At 64.2% G+C, this 22,040-nt stretch carries 23 protein-coding genes and 2 pseudogenes; 15 read left to right on the top strand and 10 right to left on the bottom strand.

Annotation, left to right across the window (positions count from 1 at the left end):
- Entirely contained in the window at positions 1–774 is a 774-nt protein-coding gene (locus tag A7A08_RS09805) for a TlyA family RNA methyltransferase (RefSeq protein WP_069095288.1), read from the bottom strand.
- 115 nt (positions 775–889) lie between these two features.
- Between A7A08_RS09805 and A7A08_RS09800 the strand changes: the two genes are divergently transcribed.
- The 3 genes from A7A08_RS09800 to A7A08_RS09790 all read left to right on the top strand — a co-directional run bounded on the left by A7A08_RS09800 (position 890) and on the right by A7A08_RS09790 (position 2,691).
- The gene (locus A7A08_RS09800; RefSeq protein ID WP_083226649.1) at positions 890–1,396 is read left to right on the top strand and encodes an SET domain-containing protein; all 507 of its coding nucleotides are present in this window, start codon (positions 890–892) and stop codon (positions 1,394–1,396) included.
- A 16-nt stretch (positions 1,397–1,412) separates the two neighbouring features.
- Positions 1,413–1,979: an SET domain-containing protein gene (locus A7A08_RS09795; RefSeq protein ID WP_069095286.1), complete on the top strand. Its 567-nt coding sequence runs from the start codon at positions 1,413–1,415 to the stop codon at positions 1,977–1,979.
- 229 nt (positions 1,980–2,208) lie between these two features.
- The gene (locus tag A7A08_RS09790; RefSeq protein ID WP_069095285.1) at positions 2,209–2,691 is read left to right on the top strand and encodes a hypothetical protein; all 483 of its coding nucleotides are present in this window, start codon (positions 2,209–2,211) and stop codon (positions 2,689–2,691) included.
- A gap of 15 nt (positions 2,692–2,706) precedes the next feature.
- Here A7A08_RS09790 and dxs read toward each other — a convergent pair whose 3' ends face one another.
- Positions 2,707–4,629, bottom strand: a complete 1,923-nt coding sequence (dxs, locus tag A7A08_RS09785) for a 1-deoxy-D-xylulose-5-phosphate synthase (RefSeq protein ID WP_069095284.1) — start codon at positions 4,627–4,629, stop codon at positions 2,707–2,709.
- Positions 4,630–4,881: 252 nt separating this feature from the next.
- On the opposite strand from dxs, the gene A7A08_RS09780 reads away from it, so the two are divergent.
- Positions 4,882–5,652: an EAL domain-containing protein gene (locus A7A08_RS09780; protein ID WP_069095283.1), complete on the top strand. Its 771-nt coding sequence runs from the start codon at positions 4,882–4,884 to the stop codon at positions 5,650–5,652.
- 8 nt (positions 5,653–5,660) lie between these two features.
- Here the strand turns inward: A7A08_RS09780 and A7A08_RS09775 are convergent, their stop codons facing one another.
- The 3 genes from A7A08_RS09775 to A7A08_RS09765 form a co-directional block, all read right to left on the bottom strand.
- Positions 5,661–5,918 (bottom strand): exodeoxyribonuclease VII small subunit, encoded by a 258-nt coding sequence (locus A7A08_RS09775; RefSeq protein WP_069095282.1) that lies wholly within the window; start codon positions 5,916–5,918, stop codon positions 5,661–5,663.
- 110 nt (positions 5,919–6,028) lie between these two features.
- Positions 6,029–6,964, bottom strand: a complete 936-nt coding sequence (locus tag A7A08_RS09770) for a Vgb family protein (RefSeq protein WP_069095281.1) — start codon at positions 6,962–6,964, stop codon at positions 6,029–6,031.
- Between the two features lie 85 nt (positions 6,965–7,049).
- A complete protein-coding gene (locus A7A08_RS09765; protein ID WP_069095280.1) occupies positions 7,050–7,982 on the bottom strand; it encodes a histone deacetylase family protein in 933 nt (310 codons plus the stop codon).
- Between the two features lie 110 nt (positions 7,983–8,092).
- Between A7A08_RS09765 and A7A08_RS09760 the strand changes: the two genes are divergently transcribed.
- Together A7A08_RS09760 and A7A08_RS09755 are read left to right on the top strand one after the other, a co-directional pair.
- A complete protein-coding gene (locus tag A7A08_RS09760) occupies positions 8,093–9,046 on the top strand; it encodes an L-threonylcarbamoyladenylate synthase (RefSeq protein WP_069095279.1) in 954 nt (317 codons plus the stop codon).
- A gap of 10 nt (positions 9,047–9,056) precedes the next feature.
- Positions 9,057–10,484, top strand: coding sequence for an FAD-binding oxidoreductase (locus tag A7A08_RS09755; protein ID WP_069095278.1), 1,428 nt, complete (start codon positions 9,057–9,059; stop codon positions 10,482–10,484).
- A gap of 261 nt (positions 10,485–10,745) precedes the next feature.
- Here A7A08_RS09755 and A7A08_RS09750 read toward each other — a convergent pair whose 3' ends face one another.
- Positions 10,746–11,315, bottom strand: coding sequence for an SOS response-associated peptidase (locus tag A7A08_RS09750; RefSeq protein ID WP_083226639.1), 570 nt, complete (start codon positions 11,313–11,315; stop codon positions 10,746–10,748).
- Between the two features lie 80 nt (positions 11,316–11,395).
- Here A7A08_RS09750 and A7A08_RS09745 point away from each other — a divergent pair, with 80 nt between their 5' ends.
- From A7A08_RS09745 to A7A08_RS09735, 3 genes are all read left to right on the top strand, one after another.
- Complete coding sequence (locus A7A08_RS09745) at positions 11,396–11,998, top strand: hypothetical protein (RefSeq protein ID WP_083226638.1); 603 nt, start codon at positions 11,396–11,398, stop codon at positions 11,996–11,998.
- Between the two features lie 189 nt (positions 11,999–12,187).
- Positions 12,188–12,733 (top strand): TIGR02301 family protein, encoded by a 546-nt coding sequence (locus tag A7A08_RS09740; protein WP_083226648.1) that lies wholly within the window; start codon positions 12,188–12,190, stop codon positions 12,731–12,733.
- A gap of 115 nt (positions 12,734–12,848) precedes the next feature.
- A complete protein-coding gene (locus A7A08_RS09735) occupies positions 12,849–13,115 on the top strand; it encodes a hypothetical protein (protein WP_069095275.1) in 267 nt (88 codons plus the stop codon).
- A 34-nt stretch (positions 13,116–13,149) separates the two neighbouring features.
- Here A7A08_RS09735 and A7A08_RS09730 read toward each other — a convergent pair whose 3' ends face one another.
- On the bottom strand, positions 13,150–13,770 hold the full coding sequence (locus A7A08_RS09730; protein ID WP_245290868.1) for a LysE family translocator: 621 nt from the start codon (positions 13,768–13,770) through the stop codon (positions 13,150–13,152).
- A 148-nt stretch (positions 13,771–13,918) separates the two neighbouring features.
- Here A7A08_RS09730 and A7A08_RS09725 point away from each other — a divergent pair, with 148 nt between their 5' ends.
- Positions 13,919–14,608: a hypothetical protein gene (locus A7A08_RS09725; protein WP_069095274.1), complete on the top strand. Its 690-nt coding sequence runs from the start codon at positions 13,919–13,921 to the stop codon at positions 14,606–14,608.
- Positions 14,609–14,619: 11 nt separating this feature from the next.
- On the opposite strand, the pseudogene A7A08_RS09720 reads toward A7A08_RS09725, so the two are convergent.
- Positions 14,620–15,953, bottom strand: a pseudogene (locus A7A08_RS09720) (dihydroorotase).
- A 145-nt stretch (positions 15,954–16,098) separates the two neighbouring features.
- Here A7A08_RS09720 and ygfZ point away from each other — a divergent pair.
- Both ygfZ and A7A08_RS09710 read left to right on the top strand, forming a co-directional pair.
- Positions 16,099–16,974: a CAF17-like 4Fe-4S cluster assembly/insertion protein YgfZ gene (ygfZ, locus tag A7A08_RS09715; RefSeq protein WP_069095273.1), complete on the top strand. Its 876-nt coding sequence runs from the start codon at positions 16,099–16,101 to the stop codon at positions 16,972–16,974.
- Positions 16,971–17,576, top strand: coding sequence for a DNA-3-methyladenine glycosylase I (locus A7A08_RS09710; RefSeq protein WP_069095272.1), 606 nt, complete (start codon positions 16,971–16,973; stop codon positions 17,574–17,576). The genes ygfZ and A7A08_RS09710 overlap by 4 nt, the downstream gene beginning before the upstream one ends.
- 44 nt (positions 17,577–17,620) lie before the next feature.
- Here the strand turns inward: A7A08_RS09710 and A7A08_RS09705 are convergent, their stop codons facing one another.
- Complete coding sequence (locus A7A08_RS09705; protein ID WP_069095271.1) at positions 17,621–17,866, bottom strand: DUF2188 domain-containing protein; 246 nt, start codon at positions 17,864–17,866, stop codon at positions 17,621–17,623.
- Positions 17,867–18,023: 157 nt separating this feature from the next.
- Here A7A08_RS09705 and A7A08_RS09700 point away from each other — a divergent pair, with 157 nt between their 5' ends.
- The 3 genes and pseudogenes from A7A08_RS09700 (at position 18,024) to A7A08_RS17620 (ending at position 20,306) form a co-directional block, all read left to right on the top strand.
- Positions 18,024–18,638, top strand: a complete 615-nt coding sequence (locus A7A08_RS09700) for an HD domain-containing protein (RefSeq protein ID WP_069095270.1) — start codon at positions 18,024–18,026, stop codon at positions 18,636–18,638.
- Positions 18,639–18,732: 94 nt separating this feature from the next.
- Positions 18,733–19,287, top strand: coding sequence for a tyrosine phosphatase family protein (locus tag A7A08_RS09695; RefSeq protein WP_069095269.1), 555 nt, complete (start codon positions 18,733–18,735; stop codon positions 19,285–19,287).
- A 3-nt stretch (positions 19,288–19,290) separates the two neighbouring features.
- Positions 19,291–20,306, top strand: a pseudogene (locus A7A08_RS17620) (NUDIX hydrolase).
- Here the strand turns inward: A7A08_RS17620 and A7A08_RS09685 are convergent.
- Positions 20,303–22,036 carry an NAD-dependent malic enzyme gene (locus A7A08_RS09685; protein ID WP_069095268.1) on the bottom strand — a complete coding sequence of 578 codons (1,734 nt, stop codon included), beginning with the start codon at positions 22,034–22,036 and terminating at the stop codon, positions 20,303–20,305. The pseudogene A7A08_RS17620 and the gene A7A08_RS09685 overlap by 4 nt on opposite strands.
- Positions 22,037–22,040: the final 4 nt, after the last annotated feature.

Below are 22,040 nucleotides of genomic sequence, written 5' to 3'. Positions count from 1 at the left end.
TCATCCTCGGGCAAGCGAAGCGCGATCCGAGACCGCGCCGAGCAGAAACTCCTGATTGCCGCTGCCGCCGGCAATCGGTGACTCGATCTTTCCCACGATCTTCCACCCTGCCTCGAATTCCAGAAAATCCCGGACGCGCGCGACGGCAAGGCGGCGATCGACATCGGCCTTCACGATGCCTCCCTTGCCGATGGCGTCGGGGCGGGACTCGAATTGCGGCTTCACAAGGCAGACCGCCCATGCTCCGGGCGCTGCCAGGCCCAACGGCCGAGGAAGGACCAAAGTCGCGCTGATGAAGCTCACGTCGCAGACGACGGCACCTATGGGAGAGGCGAACCGGTCGGCCTCCAGGGTCCGGGCGTCGGTCTCCTCCATCACCGTCACTCTGGGGTCTTCCCGGAGGCTTCGATGGAGCTGGCTTCGGCCGACATCAACCGCGTAGACATGGTCCGCCCCGCGGGACAGCAGCACATCGGTGAAACCCCCGGTCGCCGCCCCGATATCGAGCCCGGTCCGGCCCGCGGGGTCGAATCCGAAGGCATCGAGAGCCGCCGCCAGCTTCAGCCCGCCGCGGGAAACGAAGGGAAGCGCATCGTCCGAAAGAACGATGTCGGCATGGTCGGAAACCAGCTGCCCGGGCTTGCTCACGGCCCGCCCGTCGACGGTGACGCAACCCCGCTTGATGGCATCGGCGGCGCGCGATCTCGTCTCCGCAAAACCCTCCGTCACCAAAAGCTGATCGATGCGTGTTTTTTTGTAGCGGGACAAGGGCATTGCTCTTAAATGGCGAGTTCCGCCGACGCGAATTCGGCGCTGCCTTTAGCAGAAGCGCAAGGAAGAGGCCGGCCCGGCCTTCCTGCGTTCGCATCGGGCCTTGGATGCGCCTTCCATGATGCTAATCCGAACCTATATCGCGCCGAGCACGATTCAGGGAATCGGCGTTTTCTCACAGGATTTCGTGCCCAAAGGCACTCTGATCTGGAGCTTGCACGAAAAGCTCGATGTTCAGATGTCATCCCAGGACATCGCGGCCCTGCCGACGCATATGCAGGATTTCGTCCGCATCTATTCGTATCCCCATCTGGAGCGGGACGGCTACGTGGTCGTGGACTCCGACAACGGGCGTTTCATGAACCATTCGGGTGCCCCGAATACGGATTTCCGTGACTTCTACAAGGGGTTCGCCCTCGACGATATTCAGGCCGGCGAAGAGCTCACCTGCGATTATGGCGAGCTGTTCCCCAATTTTTCGGGGTTCGGATCTGAAATGAACGAGATCCCGAAGCCCGAAGCTTTCCAGGCCGAAACTCTGCAATCCGAGACGGTCCTGTCGAACACCCTTCCCTTCACCGCCGATGCAGCGTCGCCCTATAGCCGGCGTCCGCAGAGCTCCTGACGGAGATCCATTCAGCATGTCTAAGCGTGCTTTTTCCCTTGCGGTCGTCTCTTCGGGGCCGCAGGGCGAGACAGCGTATCTCTCGCCGCGTTGCGAGGTGATCGATGCGCCCGAAAAGGGCGGCAAGACGGTCGTCGCCCGGGCGCCGATCGGCAAGGACGAGCTGATCGCCATGTGGAGCGGCCGGCTGATTGGAAGCGCCGAGCTCGCCACATTGCCCGATGCGATGCGGCGGCGGACGGTGCAGGTGGACGAGGACCTCTTCCTCACCTCGCTCAACACGACCGAAGGTGCCGATATGCTCAATCATTCCTGCGCGCCCAATGCCGGGCTCCGCGGGCAGATCGGCATCGTCGCCATGCGGGATATCGCGCCGGGCGAGGAGGTCACCTTCGACTATGCGATGTGCGATAGCGCGCCGTATGACGAGTTCGACTGCGGCTGCGGCGCCGCCGAGTGCCGCGGCCGGGTGTCGGGCGAAGACTGGCGGAGTCCGGCGCTTTGGCTGCGCTATGACGGCTATTTCTCGCCCTATCTCGCCCTGCGCATCGCTTCGTTGAAGGGGCTGAGGCGCGCCTCGTAAGGTCAAGCCGGGGGTTGCCTAGTCTTCCCCCGGTGGCGCTTTACATTTGCCCTCAACGTCCGCTTGCACTAGGACAAGGCGGGTTCTGCGCCAATGATTATAAGGCGTTAGGCCCCGCGGTTCCGACGCCCTGCAACTCTCCGCGGCGCGTTGCGTTGGGTTACGGCCCTGCGCAGGCCGGCAGGTGCGAACCGAAGCTCTGCACGGAATTATGCAAAGGCGTTTGGGTATGACTCATCTTCTGAAGCGGTTCCTTATCGTTCTCGCGATCACCGCCGTGCCGCTGGCGGCATCGGCCCGCACTCAGGAGAACGCCGTCTGGTCGTCCCAGTCGACCGGCGACATGAGCGCCCTGCAATACGGTGCGTTCGATGCCGATCTGCCGCTTCTGCTGCTGTCCTGCTTCAACGAGCTGGAAGTCGCCGTGCTCGACATCTACGACGACGTGGGCGACGCGAAGACCGGCGACCCGATCACGATCGAGCTGGCGGCGGGCTCCATTGCCGCGCCGCTGAAGGGCGAGGCGGCGAAGGAAGAGGAGAGCGACCAGGTCTATGCCGAGGTCAGCGGATTCCCCATCAAGCCTGTGATGAACGTGCTGCGGACCGAAGGCCCGCTGACGATCAAGATCGGCGATACCACCCGCACCTTCGACGGCGCCGGCCGGGAAGACGCGGTGAAAAGCTTCACCGCGGACTGCAAGCTCGATTAGTCCCGTCTGGCCGCTCTAGGCCCGCCCCGGCGCGTCCTTCGCGACCTCTCCGCCAAGGGCCGCAAACACCGTCTCGACGATACCGACCGCATCGAGGCCCGCATCGGAATACATCTGAGCGGGCTTGCCCTGATCGATGAAGATATCGGGCAAGGTCAGGGTCCGCACCGCCAGGGTCTGGTCGAGCAGGCCTTCCTTCGAAAGCGCTTCGAGCACGGCAGCGCCAAAGCCGCCCGAGGATCCCTCCTCGATGGTGACGAGCACCTCGTGGCTGCCGGCAAGCTTACGGAGCAGCTCCATATCCAGAGGCTTGGCGAACCGCGCATCCGCGACGGTGGCTGAGAGGCCGTAGCCCGCGAGTTGTTCGGCCGCGGCGGTGGCTTCGCTCAAGCGGCCACCGAAGGATAGCAGAGCAACCTTCGAGCCTTCCTGAAGCACCCTTCCCTTGCCGATCGCCAGCGGCTCCGGACTTTCCGGAATCTCGACGCCAACACCCTCGCCCCGCGGATAGCGGAAGGCGATGGGCCCGTCGTCATAGGCGGCGGCGGTCGCCACCATGCGGGTGAGCTCCGCTTCGTCGGACGCGGCCATCACCACCATATTGGGCAGGCAGCAGAGAAAAGCCGTGTCGAACGTGCCCGCATGGGTCGGACCGTCGGCGCCCACCAGGCCTGCCCTGTCGATAGCGAACCGCACGGGCAGGTTCTGCACCGCCACGTCGTGGACCACCTGATCGTAAGCCCGCTGCAAGAAGGTCGAGTAGATGGCGGCAAACGGCTTGTAGCCTTCCGCGGCGAGGCCGGCGGCAAAGGTCACGGCATGCTGCTCGGCGATGCCCACGTCGAAGCTGCGCTCGGGATAGGCTTCCGCAAACTTGTCGAGTCCCGTGCCGGACGGCATGGCGGCCGTGATCGCAACGATTTTGTCGTCCTTCTCCGCGGCCTTCATCAGGGCGCCGGCGAAGACCTTGGTATAGCTCGGCGGATTGCCGGTGGACTTCTCCTGGGTGCCGGTGATGACGTCGAACTTGCCGACGCCGTGGAACTTGTCGGCGGAGACTTCGGCCGGTCCATATCCCTTGCCCTTCTGGGTCACGACATGGACCAGGATCGGTCCGCCCTCGGCGTCGCGCACGTTGCGCAGCACGGGCAGGAGATGATCGAAGTTATGACCATCGATGGGCCCGACATAGTAGAAGCCCATCTCCTCGAAGAGGGTGCCGCCGGTCCAAAGACCGCGGGTGTATTCCTCGGCGCGGGCGGCCCGGCGCTCCCAGCTCTTGGGCATCTTATGGGCGAGATATTTCGCCCAGTTGCGGATCTGGCGATAAGCCCCGCCGGAGAGCAACCGCGCGAGATAAGCGCTCATGGCGCCGACCGGAGGCGCGATGGACATGTCGTTGTCGTTGAGCACGACGATCAGGCGGGAATCCATTGCGCCCGCATTGTTCATCGCCTCGTAGGCCATGCCGGCGCTCATGGCGCCGTCGCCGATCACGCAGACGACGTTGTAGTCGTCGCCCGAGAGATCGCGCGCCACGGCCATGCCGAGCCCGGCGGAGATCGAGGTGGAGGAATGGCCCGCACCGAAAACGTCGTATTCGCTCTCGGCGCGCTTCAGGAAGCCCGATAGGCCGCCCGGCTGACGCAGAGTGCGGATGCGGTCGCGGCGCCCGGTCAGGATCTTGTGGGGATAGGTCTGGTGGCCGACATCCCAGATCACCTTGTCCTTCGGCGTCTCGAAAACCTTGTGCAGCGCGATGGTGAGCTCGACCACGCCGAGGCCGGCGCCCAGATGCCCCCCGGTGACCGACACCGCGTTGATGGTCTCGCGACGAAGCTCATCGGCAAGCTGCTCCAGCTGACTATCGTCAAGCTGCCGGAGGTCTTCCGGGAGATGGATCTGATCGAGCAAGGGGGTTTCGGTATCGGCGCTCATAAGGCCCCTACTTGGCAAATTACGAAGAAAAGCGGGAGAAAAACCTGGATTATCGTCCTTTATCGGCCTTCTCCAGCCCTGGCAACCATGGCGACTCGGCGCTCCCGCGGGCTGGTCGCGAACAGTTCGGCTCCCAAGGCTATCAGCAGAACGGCGCGGGCCCGAAACCCTCAATCTATCCGATCTTAACGCCCTTTAAGGAGCTTCCCCTAATATCTGGGGAAAATGCTTTTGAATTGAAAGGCTTGTCCAATGAGTGCTTGCACCGGATGCCGTGACGATATCGCGCTGCCCTTCGACTTCAAGATGGCCTTCCAGCCCATTGTCGACCTCTCCCAAGGGTGCGTCTGGGGCTACGAGGCGCTGGTGCGCGGCTCGCAAGGCGAACCCGCCTATTCGGTGCTCGACCAGGTCTCGGACGAGACGCGATACAAATTCGACCAGTCGGCTCGGGTGATGGCGATCGAGACGGCGGGCGCCCTCTATCAGGGCCGCGACTTGAAGCTTTCGATCAATTTCATGCCCAATGCGGTGTACGAGCCGACGGCCTGCATCCAGAAGTCGCTGGCCGCGGCCAAGCGCGCCGGCTTTCCTCACAAGAACCTGATGTTCGAGTTCACAGAGGATGAGCGGATCACCGACACCGCCCATGTGCAGAACATCCTGAAGACCTATCGGAAATTCGGTTTCCTCACGGCGATCGACGATTTCGGCGCCGGCTACGCAGGGCTGAACCTACTGGCGCAGATGCAGCCGGACCTTCTGAAGATCGACATGGCCCTCTTGCGGGACATCCATACGTCGCCCGCAAAGCAGGTGATCGTGGCGGGCATCGTCTCCATGGCGCGCGCGCTGGATATCACGGTGCTGGCGGAAGGGGTGGAGAGCGAGAACGAGCTGGCCGTGCTTCGGGCCGCCGGGATTTCGCTTTTCCAGGGCTACTTCTTCGCCAAGCCGGCGCTGATGGCGCTGCCGCCGGTGCCCGTGCTGGAAAGCGACCGGACACACGCAGCTCAGCACTAGATCAAGCGCTACTCCTCGACGTCGAGGGGCTCGGTGCCGGCAGCCTTGCCGCTGCCGTCGAGAGAGATCTTTTCCACCTTGGCCTCTGCCTTGCGCAGCAGCCCGTCGCAATGGAGCTTCAGGGCCTCACCGCGCTCATAGATCTCGATGGAGTGCTCAAGCTCGACATCGCCCTTTTCCAGGCGCTCGACGATGCCTTCGAGCTCCTTCAGAGCCTGCTCGAAGCTCATGTCCTTGATGTCGGCGTGATCTTGGGTCTGTGACATGCTCGCTTTATCGGGTCTTGCGCGCGCCGGATCAAGAGGCGGATGCGGCGATCTTCACCTCTCCCCAGCGGGGAGAGCAGGCCCGCACTGCCATTGGCTAAGGTGCACCGCTACTGCAGCGGTACGGCGCGAAGGTGGAAGTCGGGCCGGGGCTGATCCTTCTTCTCCTCGGAGAGATAGTCGAGCTGACCTTCGGCGACCCAGATCGTGTCGCCGGCGACCGTCACACCGGTCGGCTCCTTGAAGCTCCCGATCTCCTCGATGGTGACGTCGTCGCCGTCCACAGAGATGCGGCTCAGCTCGCCGCCGCCCTGAACCGTGACGAAGCCGCCCTCGATGGGCCGCATGCCGTCGGGCTTGGTCAGCGGCCCCGTATCGAGCTTCTCGAAGCCTTTCGCCTCGCCATCCTCGACGTCGACGCGGAACAGCTCGCCGGCATTGTAAGTGTTCACATAGAGATTGCCGTCCTCGCCGAATGCGAGCCCGTCGAGCCCACCCTTCAAGGCGTCATCCGTCAGCCAGACTTTCAGCTCTCCCGCATCCTCGTCGAGCTTGAGGATCTCGGGAGAGGCGACGTTGGTGATGTACGCGGCGCCGTCGGGTCCGATGGCGATATCGTTGCAGACGGATATCTCGCTGGGGAGCTTGTAACTGACCTCGCCCCGGCCGGTCTCGAGATCGAAGACCTTGAGATAGCTTCCCTTGATGTCATTGGGGCCCTTCACGCCGATCCCGGAGACGTCGCTGGAGCAAACCCAAAGCACGCCCCGCTCTTCGTCGGCCAGCACGCCCAAGGTGGAGCGGGTGTCGAAGGTGCCGGGCTCGATCCACACTTCCGGCTTGCCGCCCGGCTTTACCCGGAGCACGCCGCCGTTGGAGAAGCTGCTGACATAGAGGGTGCCGTCCTCGGTGGAGGTCATGCTCTCCGGGAAGGGATGCACTTCGGGCAACAGGATCTCGGAGGGCTCGGCTTTCGCGATACCGGCGACAAATCCTAGCGAGAGTGCCATCGCGGCCAGAAGGGGCGCCGTGGTGAGACGTGACATTGTTTCCTCTCTGAAATTCTTCGAATCTTTGATCGAGGGGATACAAGAAAATCGTGGCGAAGGGCTGACGGGCCGAGACGCGCAGTCAGTCCGCGGCGGCCATCAGCGCCTTGACGTGGAGGTCGGTGGAGCGGGCCAAAGCTTCAAGCGCATAGCCGCCTTCGAGCATGGAGACGACACGGCCATCGCAATGGGTGTCGGCCACCTCCATAAGCCGCTCGGTGATCCAGCCGAAATCCTCGTCGTTCAACTCGATCTGGGCCAGCGGATCGCTGCGATGGGCATCGAAGCCGGCTGAAATCAGAAGAAGATCGGGCGAGAAGGCTTCCAGCGCGGGAATGATCCGGTCGTCCCACGCCGCTTTGAACTCCACGCTCCCGTCACCGGGCCTCAAGGGAGCATTGCAGATATTGCCGACACCGGTCTCGTCGACGGCACCGGTTCCCGGAAAGAGCGGCATCTGGTGGGACGAGCCGTAGAACAAATCCTTCTCGCTCCAGAACGCCTTCTGGGTGCCGTTGCCGTGATGGACGTCGAAATCGACCACGGCGACCCGGTCCGCGCCGTGAGCCGCGCGGGCATGGAAGGCGGCGATCGCGATATTGCTGAATAGGCAGAATCCCATGGCGCGGTCGGGTTCGGCATGGTGGCCGGGCGGGCGGATCGCGCAGAAGGCGTTGTCCGCCTTGCCGGTCATGACACGGTCGACTGCCTCGATCCCCGCGCCGGCCGCACGCAGGGCGGCATCCCAGCTTCCGGGCGAAACCACGGTGTCCGGGTCGAGATGGGAATAACCCTCCAGCGGGATGGCCTTCCTGACCTCCTCGATGAAAGCGGGCGGATGCACGAGACCGATGGTCCCCAGTGACGCCTTCGGCGCCTCGACACGCTCCAGGCCGTCGAACGCTTCGTCCTGCAAGGCACGGGAGATCGCGCGCAGGCGGTCGGAGCGTTCGGGATAGCCGGGGCTCGTATCGTGCTTCAGACAATCGGGGTGGGACAGCAATACCGTGCTCATACCACCTTGTAGCGTGGCCGATCCTGCTTCAGCAACTTGGGCGGCGGCGACCTTGACCGTAGGGTGCGAACGCGGGATGAACGCCTGAGGATCACCCAAGGCGCCTTGTTATGAAGATCGTGGCCAGAAGCGAGAACGATTTCAGCCGGGCAGCGCTCGCGCTGGCGGCGGGCGAGCTCGTCGCCTTTCCGACGGAGACAGTATACGGCCTGGGGGCCAATGCGCTCGACAGTGCAGCGGTCGCAGGCATCTTCGCCGCCAAGTCGCGGCCTCGCTTCAACCCGCTGATCGTCCATGTCCACGATTTCGGCGCGGCCACGGAATATGCCGCGTTCTCGACCCTCGCCGAGGAACTGGCCGATGCGTTCTGGCCGGGTCCGCTGACCCTGGTTCTGCCGCGTCTCGAGAACTGCCCCTTGAGCCCGCTTGTATCCTCGGGTCTCGATACGGTCGCGCTCCGGTCGCCGGCCCACAAGGTCGCGCGGCGCCTCCTGGAGACCGCCCAGCTTCCAATCGCGGCGCCGAGCGCGAACCGCTCGGGACGGATCAGCCCGACATCGGCCGCCGACGTCCATGCCGAGCTGGGCGATGTGCCGGCCATCATCCTGGACGGCGGACGCTGCCCCATCGGCCTGGAATCAACGGTCATCCGCGTCACCGAGGACGGGCCGCAGATCCTGCGCAGCGGCGCGCTGCCGCGGGAAGAGATCGAGGAGGTTCTGGGGCGCAAGCTGAGCAGCTTCGGCGGCATTGAAGGCGCGCCACTTTCGCCGGGGCAGCTTGCCAGCCACTATGCGCCCGACAGCGCGATCCGCCTCGGAGCGACGGATCCCAAACCGGGCGAGGCGTTCCTGACGTTCGGCCCCGATGCTCCGCCCTTCGACGGCCCCACCTTCAATCTTAGCGAGAGCGGCGACCTGCAGGAGGCGGCGGCGAATTTCTTCCACGCCTTGCGCGCGCTGGACGAGACAGCGGCCGGCAGTATCGCGGTGATGCCGATCCCCTTCGAAGGTCTCGGCGAGGCGATCAACGACCGGCTGCAGCGGGCGGCGGCGGAGCGCTGAGCGGCACGTCATGGCAGAGCTCAAGGCGCCCTCCCCCGACATCCTCCAGCAATTCGTCGCCATCGTCGGCGAAGCCCACGCCATCTCCGATGCGGGCGCGATGGCGCCCTATCTGCACGAATGGCGCGACCGTTATCACGGCAAGGCGGCACTCGTCCTGATGCCCGGCAGCGTCGACGAGGTCTCCCAGATCCTGGCACTGGCCAACCAGACCGGAACGGCCATCGTACCCCAGGGCGGCAATACGGGGCTGGTGGGCGGGCAGATCCCCTCCGAGGCCGGCGATGAGATCCTGCTTAATCTTTCCCGGCTCAATCGGATCCGCGAGATCGATCTTGCCGGGAACTGCATGACCGTCGAGGCCGGGCTGGTGCTGGCTCAGGCTCAGGACGTGGCCCTCAATGCGCATCGCCTTTTTCCGTTGCGTATCGCCTCGGAAGGCAGCTGCCAGATCGGCGGCGTGCTCTCCACCAACGCCGGGGGCACGGCGGTGCTCGCCTACGGGAATGCGCGCGATCTGGTCCTGGGCCTGGAAGTGGTGCTCGCCGACGGGCGCGTCTGGGACGGGCTGAAACCGCTCCGCAAGGACAATAGCGGCTACGACCTGAAGCATCTTTTCATGGGGGCGGAGGGCACGCTCGGCGTGATCACCGCCGCGGTCATTCGGCTGTTCCCGATTCCCGCCGAGACGGCCACCGCCATGGTCGGGTTTCGCTCCCTACAGGATGCGGCGGCGTTCTTTGATCGGGCCTATCAGTTCGGGGCCACGGAGCTGACGGCGTTCGAGATCATCCCGCGCATCGGGATCGAGTTCGTGACCCGCCATTTCGAGGGCACCAAGGATCCACTCCAGAAGTCCCATGCCTGGTACGCGCTGGTGGAGTTCTCCTCCGCCAATGCCGATGCCGGGCTGGCTTCCGGCGTCGAGGCCCTGTTGGCGGAAGCGCTGGAAGCGGGCGAGATCGCCGACGGCACCATCGCCCATTCCCTCGATCAGGCCGGCGCCCTGTGGCGTCTGCGTGAAGATATGAGCGAGGCTCAGAAATACGAAGGCGGCAGCATAAAGCACGACGTCTCGGTGCCGGTCGCCGACATTCCGGAGTTCATCACCCGGGCCGATCAGCTTATCCAGCTCATGGTGCCGGGCGCGCGGCCCGTTCCCTTCGGCCACTACGGCGACGGCAACATCCACTACAATATCAGCCAGCCCCCGGGACAGGATAAGGCGATCTTCCTGTCCCACTGGGAAGCGGTGAACGCGGCGGTGCACGAGATCGTGCTGGATCTCGGCGGCTCCATCTCGGCGGAGCATGGGGTCGGTCAGGCGAAGCGGGACATGCTTCCCCACGCCAAATCCGAGGTCGAGTTGGAGCTCATGCGCTCGATCAAGCGCACGCTCGATCCGAAGGGCATCCTCAATCCGGGCAAGGTGGTTTAGCGGGGGCTGGGCTATCCCCCATGGTGAGGGCTAGGGCAGCTCGCGTCTCGAACCATGGAGGCCATGAAGCGAGTTGCAGCCGCGCCTTCGCTGTTTACGGGATCCCGGTTTTCGCCGGGATGACGCCAAGAAGGGGCGAATGCCGGACCTAAAGGAGCGCGGGCTGGACCGGCTGCTGGATGCCAGGCTCGTCGATCTTCGAGTTGTTGATCCTCGGATCCATCTCCGTCGCCTGCAGAACGTCTTCGGCCGCCGGACGCATCAGGCGCTCGCGTCGCCAAGGTCGGTCTCCTCGCCGCCGAGCCACGTCTCGAACTGCTCCGGCTGGAGGATGACGGGCATGCGGTCGTGGAGACGGCCCACGACAGTGTTCGCGCCGCAGGTCAGGATCGCCACCGTGTCGATCTCGCCACCGTTCTTGCGGTCCTGCCAGCATTCCCAAATCCCGGCAAAGCCGAACAGGCCGCCATCGAGCCGATCCAGCAGGAACGGACGCTTTGCCCCCTTCGGCCCGGTCCATTCGTAGAACCCGTCTGCCGGAAGCAGGCAGCGGCGCCGCTTGAAAGCCGCGCGGAAGGCCGGCTTCTCGGCCACGGTCTCGCTGCGCGCGTTGATCAGCACGGGCGGACGCTCGTCGCCTTTCACATAGGCCGGGATGAAACCCCAGCGCATGAGCACGAATTGCGGGCTGCCGTCGTCGCCGCGAATCACCACCGGTACCGGCTGCGTCGGGGCGATATTATAACGTGCAGGAAAGTTCGGTTGCTCTCTATAGGCGAAAAATGCACGCACCGCGTCGGGCGGAGCCGATAAAGTGTAGCGAGAACACATGGTTGGGCGGGACCGTAACCCTTTGGTAACCCTGTTACGCGAAGACTGCTCTCGTGATGGGGCTAAAGCGAGAAACAGGAATGTTGGGGCGTCGACCGACGGATGACAAGCCTGACGAGGTCGACCTTGAACGAGAGGTGAGCCGCGAAGACATCGTTGCGGCCTTCCGGTCGGCCATGGTGAACCACTTCCGGTCCCATATCCCCGGCACCAACATCAATGAAGCCACTCTGCTCGCCAGCGATTACCTGAATCATTTCCACGAGTTGGTCATGCTTCTTGAGGCGGTCGCGTCGGAGCCCGAGGAGTTCGCCGAGGATCTCTCCGGCTGGCGGCCCATCACATACGAAGAGCATTTCACCGCTTCGGGCTTCCGGGACAAGAATCTGGCCATCGCGGCCTATCACCGGGCGCCGCAAGATATCCGGCGCGCATTCGATGCCGCCGTCGCCCGGCTTCATACGCAGGCCGGAATCCTCGTGGAGAGGGTTCAGCTGCAGTTGGTCCAGGGCGACCGGGATGCGCTGACCGAGCTCTGCTTCGAGGGATCAATGCGTCTGCGGGATCTGATACATGCGGCCAATGCCATCGCCATCGGCGAGGTCAGCGGTTCGCCCGAAGATGAGGCCGACCAGGCTGCGAGCGGCCAGGACGCGATCGACGCCCTGTTCGACAAGGGCTAGCGCCCTTTCCACAGGGCAACCCATCTCAACCTGTCTATTTCCGTTCTCGAGCTTCGTCCGCCAGAGCCCCCGCTTCGGCTGGATTTCCCTCCGGGGAAGCGCTAGTCAAATCTGATGGGAAATCGGGCCAGACCGTACATACTCGCGCTTGCTGCCTGCTGCTGGCTCGCCACGGGCCTGACGGCGGGGATGCCTGCGGCCAAAGCCCAGTTTTTCTGGTCGCCATGGTTCAACGACAAGCCACGCTCCCGCCCCACCCGGCCGCCGGAGCCGGCCCCTGCGCCGCCGCCGGGCAACGACCTTCCGCCCATCGAGCCGCAGGCGGAGCTTCCGCCTCCGCCCCCGCCGCCTGACGACCGGCCCTATGACGACAAGCTGCTGCGGCTCGCGGAGATCCTCGGGGCACTCCACTATCTGCGCGAGCTATGCGGCGCCGACGAAGGCCAGCTGTGGCGTCAGCAGATGGAGGAGCTGGTGAAAAGCGAGGGCACCACGGCGGTGCGCCGGGCGCGGCTGGTGAATTCCTTCAACGACGGCTATCGCGGTTTCCGCCGCACCTATCGCAACTGCAACCCGTCGGCGACCACCGCCATCGACCGCTTCACAGACGAAGGCGCGAAGATCGCGCTCGCCCTCGCGAACCCTTCGGGCAGCCGGGATGCGGATGCAGCGGAAGAAGAAACCGAATCCGACGACACCGCAGAGACCCGGGACACGGCGCAATCGCGCGAGTGAGGGACGCGGCGTAAACCTTACTTGTTAACGGTTTGGTCACTCTAACCGGCAGCTCCCTTGGCCACATGCTAGTGAGCGATGACACATACGCGTTTCGCGCGAGGGAGAAGCCGAATTGTATCGCACGTTATCAATCAACGAGAGCGTCGCCGGACTTGCCGATGACGATCACAAGGAAGCCGCGCTGTCCTACATTCTCGATGCGTGGGAAGAGGCGCTGCTCGACGGGATCGAGCCGGAGATGCTCGCCAATGCCGCGCTGTTCGCGGCCTTCGCGGATCTGATCTCGATCTATGGCGAGGACGCCGTCGCCAAGATGGCCGGTAATCTTTCCCGCCGCGTCACCAATGGCGAGTTCACGGTCAAGCGGAACACCCACTAGCCCAGGCCAAGCCGCTCTCGCCTTCGCGTGAGCCTTAAAGCGCTTCGATAGCAGCCTTCACCAGCAGTCCGACGCCGAACGCCAGCAGCACCGTGCCGGCAATCCGATTGACGATTCGGAGCCGCTCTTCCGTCAGCCGATGACGGATCAGAGCGATGATCTCGGACAGGCCGAGCCACCAGAGCAGGCTTCCGCCCATCACCGAGGCCACGACGATCAGCGCCTCGAGATAAGTCTCCAGCCCCCCGATCAGCGATCCCAAGCCGCCGAAGATGGCGAGCATACCGAGGATCGCGCCAGGATTGCTGACCGTCAGCAGGAAGGTCTGGGGGATGATCCCCATATGCTTGGACAGGCTCGAGCGATCCTCCGGCGCGACCTCGAGAACGGGCCGGGCCATGAAAAGCGCGATGCCGAAAGCCAGCAGGATCAGCCCGCCGATGATCTGGATCCACTGGGAATAGGCCATCATCAAATCGGACACGGCGGTCAGGCTGAAGGCGGCGATGAAAGCCAGCAGACCATCGCCGAGCACGGCGCCGAGGCCGGCTGCGAGCCCACCGGAAAAGCCGCGTGCGACGGCGCGCTGAATGACCAGCACGTTGACCGGCCCCATGGGAGCAGCCACAAGGATGCCGATGACCAATCCGACCAAAACCAGCTGGATGCCGGAAAATACAATTTGAGCGCCAGCAACCAAGGCGGTCTAGACCTCGTTTGTAGGGAAGTTCGAGGACCGCTCGGCTCGCCCTGAATTTGCCGTGCGGGGTGTGATATTCGATCCACCCATTGAGGAGCGATGCATGAATCTCTTCGGAAAAACCTTCATCGGGACCGTGTTTGCATTGGTAGCGGGCGTCGCGATGCTTGTCTACGGCAACGACCCAGCGCCGGCTGCAGTGACGGGAAGCGCGGCAAACGGTGGGGATTCGCGCCCTCGCCTGCTCGCCGCCAACGAACAGGTGCGGCCTCAGAGCACCGCGCCGCTTCCGATGCCGGAAGGCGAAAAAGCCGAGACCGGGGCAGCCGCGGACAATGGTCCGGAACCGCAATTCGACGTCTCGTCGCTGCCGCAGCGGGTGCAGGAAAATCTGGCTCAGATTATCGAGGCTGCCCAGACAGGCGATCTCGAAGCCATGCGTCCGGTCCTGGAATCGAACGGGCTGAAACCGATGGTGCGGAACGGGCCGAGCACGGACCCGATCGCCTATTGGAAGAAGCGGTCGGTCGACGGATCGGGGCGGGACATCCTGGCGGACATCCTCAACGTGTTCTCGTCGGGCTTCGTGAAGATCGAGCGCAAAGACAGCGTCATGTATATCTGGCCCTATTTCGCCGAGCGCGATCTCACCAAGCTCACGCCTGTCGAGCAGGTGGAGCTGTTCCGCATCGTGCCGCCGAAACAAGCGGTGAAGATGATGAAGGCGGGCAAGTATACCGGTCACCGGGCCGGCATCTCGGATCGCGGAATTTTACATTATTTCAAAAAGTAAGCGGGTCGGCGTCAGTCGTCCCGCTCTGGCTGCAAAGCCTCGCCGAAGCGAACCGGACGGCCTTTGGGCTCGGTCAGCTCACCCTCCCACATGGCCCTGTAGCCGCGGATGAAGGTGCCCACGGGCCAGCCTTTCACGCGGCGGCCGGCGAAGGGCGTCCAGGAGCATTTGCTCGCGACCCACTCGTCCTCGATGGTCTCTTCACGCTTCATATCGACGATGGTGAAGTCGGCGTCGTAGCCGACCGCGATGCGGCCCTTGCCCGCGATGGAGAAGAGACGCTGGGCGCCTGCGCTGGTGAGGTCGACGAAGCGGGCGAGGCTGAGCTTCCCTTGATTGACCTGATCGAGCATGACGGGGACGAGGGTCTGGACGCCCGGCATGCCGGATGGCGATGCGGGGTACGGCTTCGCCTTCTCCTCAAGAGTATGGGGTGCGTGATCGGAGCCGAGCACGTCGACCACGCCCTGCTCCAGGCCCCACCAGATCAGCTGCTGATGGGCGGCATCGCGAAGCGGCGGGTTCATCTGGGCTTTCGTGCCGAGCCGCGCGTAGGCCTCATCCGCTTCGAGGAGGAGATGCTGGGGCGTGACCTCGACGCTCGCAACGTCCTTGTGGAGCGCAAGCAGCTCCATCTCCGCGCCGGTCGACACATGGAGCACGTGGATTCGCTTGCCGGCGCGCCGGGCCGCGCGGATCAGTGCCGTGGTGGAGCTGAGCGCGGCTTCGGCATCCCGCCATTCGGTGTGGCTCGCGGGATCGTCTTCGCGGCGAATGTCGAGGCGCGACTTCAGCCGTCCTTCATGTTCGGAATGGAAGGCTGCACGCCGCGTGATCTGTGACAGCACCTGATCGAGGACGTCCTCGTCATCCACCAGGAGATCGCCCGTCGAGGAGCCGAGGAAGACCTTGATGCCTGCGGCGCCAGGCAACTTCTCCAGACGGCTGAGCTGGTTCACGTTCTCCCGGGTCGCTCCGACATAGAAAGCGAAGTCGCAATGCATGCGGCCCAAGGCCCGGTCGATCTTGTCCTTTAAGGCCTCTTCTGTGGTGGTTTCGGGCTTCGTGTTGGGCATCTCGAAGACGGCCGTCACACCGCCCATGACCGCAGAACGGCTGCCGCTCGCCAGATCCTCCTTGTGCTCGCCGCCGGGCTCGCGGAAGTGGACCTGGGTATCGATGCGCCCGGCAAGATATGGAGCCCGGTCGCGTCGATGGTTTCGGCGGCGCTGTCGTCGATCTTGCCGATAGCCGCGATGCGACCGTTCTCGACCGCGATATCCGCCTGGGTTTCGCCGGCATGATTGACGACGGTTCCGTTCTTGATCAGCAGGTCGTAGCTCACGAAAGGCGCTCTCCTCAGCGTCGTGGGGCGGCGCCACCTTGCGGCGGCTCCAGCGCTTCAATACATCTGAAGCCTTGCTAGCAGAGATGCCGGTGCGGAGCCATCTCAAGACCTGAGCCATCTTTAGTCCCACGAGCTTTAGCCCATGAGCGATTGCCGGAAGATCCTACTTGCCGACCGCGCCGTGATCGGCGTCTCCGGACCGGAGGCGGAGAAGTTTCTCCAAGGCATCATAACCAATTCGATGGAGCGGGCGGGCGACGGGCTCGGCATCCATGCCGGATTGCTGACGCCGCAAGGCAAGATCCTGTTCGACTTCTTGATCGTCGGCGACGGGGCGGGCGGCTATCTGATCGATTGCCCGGCCGAGCTGGCCGATGACCTCACGAAGCGGCTCACGCTCTACAAGCTGCGCGCCAAGGCGGAGATCACGCCAAAGCCTGAACTGAAGGCGGCCGTGGTGCTCGGCGTGGCACCCGCGCTGCCGGAGGAGATCGTCGCGTTTCCCGATCCGCGTCTTGCCGCGCTGGGCGAGCGCCTGCTTCTCACGGAAGAGGCTTTCGCCGCGATCGAGTGTCCCGAGACCTACGAGGCGGAGTATGACGCAGAGCGGATCGCGCTCGGCGTTCCCGCCGGCGGGAACGACTTCGAGTACGGCCAGGCTTTCCCGCATGAAGCGCTGTTCGATCAGCTGAACGGCGTCGATTTCCGCAAAGGCTGCTTCGTCGGCCAGGAGGTCGTCTCCCGCATGCAGCATCGCGGTACGGCACGGAAACGCGTCGTGCCGCTGATCGGTGAAGGGCCCCTGCCCGAGCCCGGCACGGCAGTAGAGGCAGACGGCGGCTCGCTCGGCAACCTGACCTCCGTGAGTGGAAGCCGGGGCCTCGCGCTCATCCGGCTCGACCGCGCGGCCGATGCGATTGCCAAAGGCGAGCGCTTGTGCTGCGGCGGCACCGTCGTCCGGCTGGTTCAGCCCGACTGGGCGAGCTTCGAGGTGCCGACCGAGGCCGCCACGGCATGAGAACCGAAGAGATCCCCGCAGACGGAACGCGCTGCGGCTGGGCCGGGAGCGATCCGCTCTACATCGCCTATCACGACAACGAGTGGGGCGTGCCCCAGCACGATGCCCGGGCGCTTTTCGAGAAGCTGGTGCTGGAAGGTTTCCAGGCCGGGCTGTCCTGGATCACGATCCTGCGAAAGCGGGAGCGCTTCCGGGAGGTGTTCGAGAATTTCGATCCGGAAAAGGTCGCTCGCTTCGGGCCGGACAAGGTGGACGCCTTGGTCGCCGATCCCGGGATTATCCGTCATCGGGGGAAGATCGAAGCCGCCATCGGCAATGCCCAGGCCTTTCTGGAGCTCGATGGGAAGGAAGGCTTCAGCCAATTCATCTGGAGCTTCGTCGACGGAGCTCCCATCCAGAACCGGTTCCGTTCGCTTTCCGAAGTTCCGGCAGAGACAGCGGAGAGCCGTGCGCTCTCCAAGGCGCTAAAGGCGCGGGGGTTCCGCTTTTGCGGCCCCACCACGCTTTACGCCATGATGCAGAGCATGGGGCTGGTGAACGATCACATGGTGTCGTGCCCGCGCCATGCCGCATGTGAAGAATTGGCGAAGCCCACGCCGTAGCCGTTGCAGCCCGCGGCGTCTCCCTGAGGGCCCCGCCAAACTGACTAACCCTTGGAGCCCCTCGGATCCCGGTTGCGCGGATAGGTCCGCTCTTCCTGGATCTTGCCGTCGCGCTTCTTGATCCGGACCGATCCCTCTTTTACGGCCTTCTCGAGCACGCCGCCCTTGATCGCGTCGGCTTTTGTCTTGAACTTCTTGACCACATCCTTCGTGGATTCGTTCTTAAGCTCCCAACGACTATTGGTTGAATTATACGCTAGCGAATACCTGGTCAGCTTGGTTCTTGCCATGTGTCATGCTCCCTGTGACGGCATTGAACGAGCGGCCCCTCGCGGAAAGTTACCCTGCATATTATGCTCTCTTCGTCCAGTTGCACGACATCGATTTTGCAAGTTTTCCGGAAGCCGATAGAAGGGGCGTGGCTGTTGGCCAAGATCTCGGCGAGCCATGACTAGTCCCGCCTCTGCGAATAAGGCGCGCGCCTGGCAGCGGATGCTGAGCGGCCGGCGGCTCGACTTGCTCGACCCCTCGCCCCTCGACATCGAAATTTCCGATATTGCTCATGGACTTGCGCGGGTTTCGCGCTGGAACGGACAGACCGAGGGCCTGCACGCGCTTTCAGTCGCCCAGCACAGCGTGATGGTGGAAGAGATTGTCTGCGCGATCCGCCCGACGCTGGACCCGAAGTGGCGTCTCGCGGCGCTGCTTCACGACGCGGCCGAGTACGTGATCGGCGACCTGATCAGCCCGTTCAAGGCGGCGCTGCACTTCGACTACAAAGCGTTCGAACACCGCCTCATGGCAGCGGTCTATCTGCGGTTCGGACTGCCGCCGGAACCACCCGCAGGGATTGAACAACTGGTGAAGCGCGGGGACCGGATCGCGGCCTATTACGAGGCGACGGTGCTGGCCGGTTTCGAAGCGCCGGAGGCCCGCCGTTTCTTCGGCAGCCCGCGTGGCGTTCCGGAGCCGCTGCGGAAGAAACTCGAGCGTCTGAAGCCCCTGCCGGCCGACGAAGCTCAGAAGCTTTTTCTCAAGCGGTTCGGCCAGCTTCACATCTGAGCAACTTTTTCCCGCTTTACGTTGGCGATGCGCGGAAAAACCGTCATTCTGCCATGAAAAACGGGCAGGAAGCGGTTCGAGAGGGTGATTCGAAATGGGCGAGCAGTTGCAACCTGACGGCGTCATAAAGCAGACCATCTACGTTTCGCCGCTGAGCCGGGTGGCCGGAACCGTGGCGGATGCCGGGGTGAGCCATGTGGTGACCCTCATCAACAACGACATGTTGATCGACACGCCAGCTGGAATCGAGCCAGCCCGGCATCTGAAGCTCGCGATGAACGACGTCAGCGAGCCGGAGCACGGCTACGTCGTGCCGTGCCAGAACCACGTGGAAGAGCTGATCGCCTTCGCCCAGAGCTGGGAACGCGAGGCGCCGCTGCTCATCCATTGCTGGGCCGGGATCAGCCGATCGACGGCCGCGGCCTTCATCGTGTTGTGCTCGCTTAATCCGGAGGCCTGCGAATTCGAGATCGCGAAGGCTTTGCGCCAAGCCTCGTCGACAGCCTATCCGAACCGCAGGCTGGTCGCCTTGGCAGATGCCCTGCTGGAACGCCAGGGCCGGATGATCGAGGCGGTGGAAGCTATCGGCGATGGCGAGATCGCAGCCGAGGGACGGGTTTTCAGGCTCGACGCTCAGCTCGCGGCGTAAGCCATGGCTGCCTCTACGCCTCCGCCCGACTCCGACGACCCCCACTCTCCCGACCTCCATATCGAACTCGGGCTGAACGCCGCCATCGTGACGGTGCGCGAGCAGCAGCCCCAGATCCTCGTCGTGCGCCCCGGCGCTGTCGGCTCCGGTGAATTCGATGCCCTGCCCTTCGGACCGTTCAGCCCGCGCGAGCACCGCACGCTGGAGATCGGCTTGCGGAGCTGGGTGGAGGAACAGACCGGTCTCGATCTCGGCTATGTGGAGCAGCTCTACACGTTCGGCGATCGCGGGCGCCATGCTGAGGCCGCCCAGGCGGTCTCGCACATGCTCTCGGTCGGCTACCTCGCCCTGACCCGCGGCACCGTCGAGGATTTGCGCGGGTCGCACTGGTCGCCTGGTATGCCTATTTCCCCTGGGAAGACTGGCGGAAGGGCAAGCCGAAGATCCTCACCGATGAGATCGAGCCGCGTCTGAAGGAATGGGCGAGGCGCCCGCCCCGGCCGGATCGCCCCGTGCGCCCGCTTGGCCGCGAGGAACGCCTCAAGATCGGCTTCGGCATCGGAGACGGCGGGTGGGACGAGGAGAAGGTGCTGGAGCGCTACGAGCTGCTCTACGAGGCCGGTCTGGTGACGGAGGCGAAACGCGACGGCCGGATCGCCGCGAGCGACTGGCCCGACTTGCCAGAACTCGGACGTCCCATGGAATTCGATCATCGGCGAATCCTGGCGACGGCCATCAGCCGGCTGCGGGGCAAGCTGAAATACCGCCCGGTGGTTTTCGAGCTGCTGCCGGCGGAGTTCACGCTCTTCGACCTGCAGCAGACGGTGGAGGCGATCTCCGGCACGCTGCTCCATAAGCAGAATTTCCGCCGTCTCGTGGAGAATGCCGGGCTGGTTGAGCAGACGGGCGGGGTCTCGACCCAAACCGGCGGCCGGCCGGCGCGGCTCTACCGCTTCCGCCGAGAGGTGGTGCTGGAGCGTCCGGCGCCTGGCCTACGCGTCAAAGCCGCCCGGGGCTAAAGGTCCGGCCGTTGCGGGATGCGCCGATAGCCGGGTTTCTTCACGTAAAGACGATAGACGGGGCGCCACTGCTTCTTGGCGAGCAGCAGAGGCAGATCGTCATCCTCGAACGCATCGCACAAACCTTCATCGCGGGCGCGCTTGGCCACGGCAGCGGCAATGGCGATCGCCACATCCCTGAGAGAATCCGTCGGCGGGAGAAGCGACGCATGCGGGTCCTTCCGTGCCGGCGAAATGGCCGCAAGCGCACGGGCCGCGGCGGCAAACATGCCATCGCTGACACGCCGCGCCCCCACGGCGAGAACGCCGAGGCCGAGCCCCGGGAAGATATAGGCGTTATTGGTCTGGTCGATGACGTGCAGCCGGCCTCCATACTCGACGGGCGTGAAGGGGCTGCCGGTGCAGGTGATCACGCGGCCGTCGGTCCATTCGACGAGATCCTTGGGCATGGCCTCGGCGCGGGAGGTCGGATTGGATAGGGGCATGATCACCGGCCGGTCGACATTGGCCGCCATGGTCCGCACCAGCTCCTCGTGGAAGATGCCCGGCTGGGCCGATACGCCGATCATGAGAGTGGGCTTGGCGTTGGCGACGACGTCTTCGAGGGTGATCTTGCCGGCGCCTTTGCGCTTCCAATCCGCGACCGCCTCCCGGGGCTGGGCGAAGGGTTGCTGGAAATCCAACAGGCCGGGCATCCCCTCCACCAGCAGACCGTCGATATCGACCGCATGGAAGCGCCGCCGGGCCTCCGCCTCGGAAAGTCCGGACTCGACCATCTGGTGCAGGATGAGCTTGGCGATGCCGCACCCGGCAGAGCCGGCGCCAACAATGACGATGCGCTGGTCCTTGAACGCAACGCCGGAGACATGCATGGCGGCGAGCAAGGTGCCGGCGGCCACGGCCGCGGTGCCCTGAATATCGTCGTTGAAGGTGAGGAGCCGGTCCCGATAGCGGTTCAGCAGCGTACCCGCCTGGCCGCGGGCGAAATCCTCCCATTGCAGAAGCACGTTGGGCCAGCGCTCTTCCAAGGCCGAGACGAAGCTCTCCACGAAAGCGTCGTATTCCGGGCCACGCACCCGGGCGTGCCGCCAGCCGATATAGAGCGGATCGTCGAGCCTGGCCTGGTTGTCGGTTCCGACATCGAGGAACACTGGCAGCGTCGTGGCGGGGTTGAGTCCGCCGCAGGCGGTGTAGAGGGCGAGCTTTCCGACCGGAATACCCATGCCGCCAACCCCTTGGTCGCCGAGCCCCAGGACCCGCTCGCCATCGGAGACGACGATGGTCTCGACACGATCGTAGCGCGGGTGGGACAGGATCTCGGCGATCCGGTCCTTATAGGGAAGGCTGAGGAAAAGACCGCGCGGGTAACGCCAATAATCGCTGAATTCCTGGCAGCCCTGGCCGACCGTGGGCGTGTAGATGATCGGCAGCATCTCGGAGAGATGGGAGGTGATAAGGGCGTAGAAGAGCGTCTCGTTCTCGTCCTGCAAGTCGGAGAGGAAGTGGTACCGCTCCGCATTCGTCCGCAAGCGCCGCACCGCGATGAGGCGGCGCTCCACCTGCTCCTCCAGGGTCTCGATATGGGGCGGCAGCAGGCCATGCAGCCCGAATGCGCTGCGCTCCTCCACGGTGAAGGCGAGCCCCTTGTTCAGCAGCGGTTCCGTCAGAAGGGCCCTGCCGCCCACCTCGATCTCAAGCGGATCGATCTCATCCGACGATTGCACGGTCATTGCA

The sequence above is a fragment of the Methyloligella halotolerans genome (assembly GCF_001708935.1).
GTDB lineage: Bacteria > Pseudomonadota > Alphaproteobacteria > Rhizobiales > Methyloligellaceae > Methyloligella > Methyloligella halotolerans.
The sequence above is the reverse complement of the archived record's forward strand: the minus strand, read 5'-3'. Positions and strand labels throughout refer to the sequence as shown.